The sequence below is a fragment of the Chamaesiphon sp. OTE_8_metabat_110 genome (assembly GCF_031382685.1).
Taxonomy (GTDB): domain Bacteria; phylum Cyanobacteriota; class Cyanobacteriia; order Cyanobacteriales; family Chamaesiphonaceae; genus Chamaesiphon.
On record NZ_JANMZA010000591.1, the window covers coordinates 1 to 3644 of the forward strand.

At 46.1% G+C, this 3644-nt stretch carries 4 protein-coding genes; 1 reads left to right on the forward strand and 3 read right to left on the reverse strand.

Annotation, left to right across the window (positions count from 1 at the left end; genetic code table 11):
• From RMO52_RS21345 to RMO52_RS21355, 3 genes are all read right to left on the reverse strand, one after another.
• Window positions 1–490: ATP-binding cassette domain-containing protein (locus RMO52_RS21345; RefSeq protein WP_310418339.1), on the reverse strand; the 490-nt coding region annotated here is incomplete at its 3' end.
• Window positions 491–620: 130 nt separating this feature from the next.
• A complete protein-coding gene (locus RMO52_RS21350; protein WP_309745197.1) occupies window positions 621–1073 on the reverse strand; it encodes a nitrate reductase associated protein in 453 nt (150 codons plus the stop codon).
• Between the two features lie 224 nt (window positions 1074–1297).
• Window positions 1298–1942, reverse strand: a complete 645-nt coding sequence (locus RMO52_RS21355; protein WP_309745199.1) for a TetR family transcriptional regulator — start codon at window positions 1940–1942, stop codon at window positions 1298–1300.
• A gap of 181 nt (window positions 1943–2123) precedes the next feature.
• Here RMO52_RS21355 and RMO52_RS21360 point away from each other — a divergent pair, with 181 nt between their 5' ends.
• Window positions 2124–3554: an HlyD family efflux transporter periplasmic adaptor subunit gene (locus RMO52_RS21360; RefSeq protein WP_309745201.1), complete on the forward strand. Its 1431-nt coding sequence runs from the start codon at window positions 2124–2126 to the stop codon at window positions 3552–3554.
• The last annotated feature ends 90 nt before the right edge of the window (window positions 3555–3644 follow it).

A 3644-nucleotide genomic window follows, 5' to 3' on the forward strand; every position in this document is an offset into this window, starting at 1 on the left:
TATCGGGGTAGTAGGACTTGCGATCGCTCAATCCGACGGCATCGAGCATTTCGGTGGCGCGATCTTTAATTTCTTTGCCGCTCATATTGGCGTGCAATTGTCCCGCCATTTGGACATTTTGTTGGGCGGTGAGCGATTTGAGCAGGTTGTGAGCTTGGAAGATATAGCCGATATTCCGCCGCACTTCGATGACTTTGCGTTTACTCGCACCCACCATTTCTACACCCAATACTTTCATACTCCCCTCTTGCGGCGATCGCAAGCCCCCCGATAATGTGAGTAGGGTAGTTTTCCCAGAACCAGATGGCCCTGTCATCAAGACGATTTCACCTTTACCAATTTGGAGGTTGATATCAAACAACACTTGTTTTTTGAGATTACCTTTTCCAAAGTAGTAATTGAGCTGATGAACATCAACGACAATATTACTGTCGGGATTACCACTATCGATATTTACTAAATCTTGGTTTTTAGGTTTGAAGGTTAGCATGTGATTAGGGGATAGGGAATAGGGAATAGGGGATAGTATTAGTTGTAAGGTGAGCAGGTTATAGGGTGGGCACTGCCCACCATTTAGGTTGTAGGCAGTATTAATCTAAAAAATAATTATCCCAATCTATTTAACTGAACAGTCCAAATTCTTTAAGTGCTGGTAAGAAGTTGTTATTTTCATGTTGCGATCGAGTCAACTTAATTAATGCAAATCTTTGAATAATTGCCAGATTTGCCCATTGAAGTCGATCGATATTCACACCCTCCTCAGCGGCTTTAGTTGTCACGCTCTCTGGAATTTCGCGATCGTTCGACCACGGTGGATGTGGATCGATCGACAGTAAACTGGCTGCATGTCCGGTATGTTGAAATATTAATTTACTGACATACTCTTTATAAGCGATAACTTCGGATTCTCGATCGCATTGCAGCTCAACTAGTTGCTGGCACTCAGCTTGCGTAAATCGATTCCATTCCGCCAACTTCAATTTCACACCACAAGTATCCAACTTCAACCGCACGATCATCGGAATACAACGCAAAGAATCAACAAAATCAGCTTCAAATTTAAAGTATGTCATGGAATTAGTGGATAGTGAATAGTGGATAGTGAATAGCGAATATCCACTATTTAGAAATAAAATAAGATCCTAACTATCCTATTTGCATATCGAGTATCATTTCAATAATCTCTCTAGGTAACTAATTAATATTAAAAAATTCATCTTTGGAGTATAACTAATCGATCGCTCCAATTATCTTTTTTACCACTATTCACTATTCACTATCCACTATTCACTATCCCCTAATTCCTCACTCCTGCCATAATTAGATCGATCGATTCTTGAGTATGCCGTTGAAGTAACTCTTTACCTAACAAGCGTTTACCCGGCCACATATATTTGAGATTTTCTTGCGCGGTAAAATAAAAGGTACAAGTACCAATGATATTAACGGCGGTATGTCGGGGTTCGAGTTGGCGAAATGCACCTGTTGTCATTCCCCGTTCCAAAATCTCGACGAGCGTGCCGTAGAGCAAATCTCCCAATTGCTTGGGGTAATACTTACCTTGATTTTGAATTGCTTCAAGCGACAGAATACTCCCAATTCGGGGATTTTCTGACATGCAGCAGAGGATTTGTTCGAGCAATGTCACTAGTGCGGCATCTGGCGGTAAGCAGTCTAGTTGAAGTTGCTGCATCATTGCCAACGCCTCTGTAAAACAACGTCCCAAGACGGCTCGATACAATTCTTCCTTACTGGAAAAATAATAGTAAATCGTCGCCTTGGTAACACCAGTCTGGGCGGCGATCGTTTCCAGTCGCGCGGCAATTAAACCCGTAACTGCAAACTCGGCTTCGGCGGCATCTAAGAGTTGATTCTTGGTGGCTTCGGAATTGCGGGTGAGTGTGGCTGTCTTGGCGGTCTTTTGTTTGTTAATTACGGGCATTATATCAGGTGATGCAACAGATTATTTGACTAAATGGTAAGTATAAAGCATTATCTATAATCCTATTATGGCATAGGTTCTAGCAATTGTAACTTATTTGACATATATTTTATTTTTAGGTTAAACTAACTAACGAGTAAGTAAATTACTAGGGGACATAACGTAAGGCAACTCACAAGCTATGGGACAAGATAACTTTGTAGTCGATAAATTTAAGAGCCTGAATCCTGTCACCCGCTGGGTTGCTATCGGTGCCTCAGCCGCCGCGCTCTTGCTGTTGCCAGCCGGACTGCACTACGCTGGCACGTTTACCCAGCAACCAGCCGCCACTCAATCTGCCAAACCTGCTCCCACAGTAGAAGCCACCGCCGTCACCTCATTAGGACGGTTGGAACCTTTGGGCGAAGTCATCAAAGTCTCCGCGCCTAGCTCTCAAATGGGGCAGGGCACGATAACACAATTGCTAGTCAAAGAAGGAGATCGAGTTACCCAAGGACAAATCATCGCCGTCCTCAACAATCGCCAACGCCTAGAAGCAGCTATAGCCAAAGCTACAGAAGACGTCAAAGTCTCGCAAAGCAATCTCGCTAAAGTCAAAGCTGGAGCTAAACAAGGCGAAATCGGTGCCCAAAAAGCCGAAATCGATCGACTAAAAAGCCAGCTCCAAGGCTACCGCGATACCTACGTGGCTACCAAAGCGCGCCTCGAAGCCCAACTCAAATGGGAACCCGCTGCCCAAGCTGGCAAAATTGCCTCCCTCAAAGCTCAACTAGCAGGCGAAACACCCACCCAAGCAGCCACCCTCCAGCGACTGCGATCGCAATTGAGCAATACCGAAGTAGACTATAAACGCTTTCAACAACTGTATGCCGAGCGGGCGATCGAAACCACTAGACTCGATGCCAAACGGCTCGAAGTCGATACCATCCGCCAACAAATCGCCGAGGCTCAGTCCAAATACAACCAGACTGTGGCTACCCTCAACCAACAGATTATCGAAAATCAAGCCACCCAGCAGAAGATCGTCAGTACCGCCCAACAACAACTTGCCGAAGCCAAAGCCAACTACGATACCAGCGTAGCTACCACCAACCAACAAATCGCCGCCGCCCAAGCCACCCTAGCCAAAATCGCCGAAGTCCGCCCCGTCGATGTCGCAGGTGCCCAAGCAGAACTTGCTCGCGCTCAAGCTACAGTCCGCCAAGCCCAAGCCGAACTAAATGAAGCATACGTCCGCGCCCCCATCGCTGGCGAAATCCTCAAAGTCCACACTCGCGCTGGTGAAGCTCCTAGTACCAACGGCGTCGTTGAAATGGGACAAACCAGCCAAATGGTTGCCGTCGCCGAAGTTTATGAAAGCGACGTTCGTAAACTCAAAGTCGGACAATCCGCCACCATCAAGAGTGAATCCGGCGCATTTACTCAAAATCTCCGAGGCACAGTCACAGAAGTCGGACTCCAAATCGGCAAGCAAGATGTCCTCAATACCGATCCTGCCGCCGATTCCGACTCCCGCGTCGTCGAAGTCAAAATCGCAATCGATCCCACTGACAGCACCGCTGTAAAGGGGCTGACGAATTCTAAGGTATCAGTTCAAATTAATACTCAATAGGGGGATAGGGGAAAGGGGAAAGGGTAATGGGTAAAAGGTAAGAGGTAAAAGGTAAAAGGTAAGAGGTAATGGAACAATTCTTCATCTCCC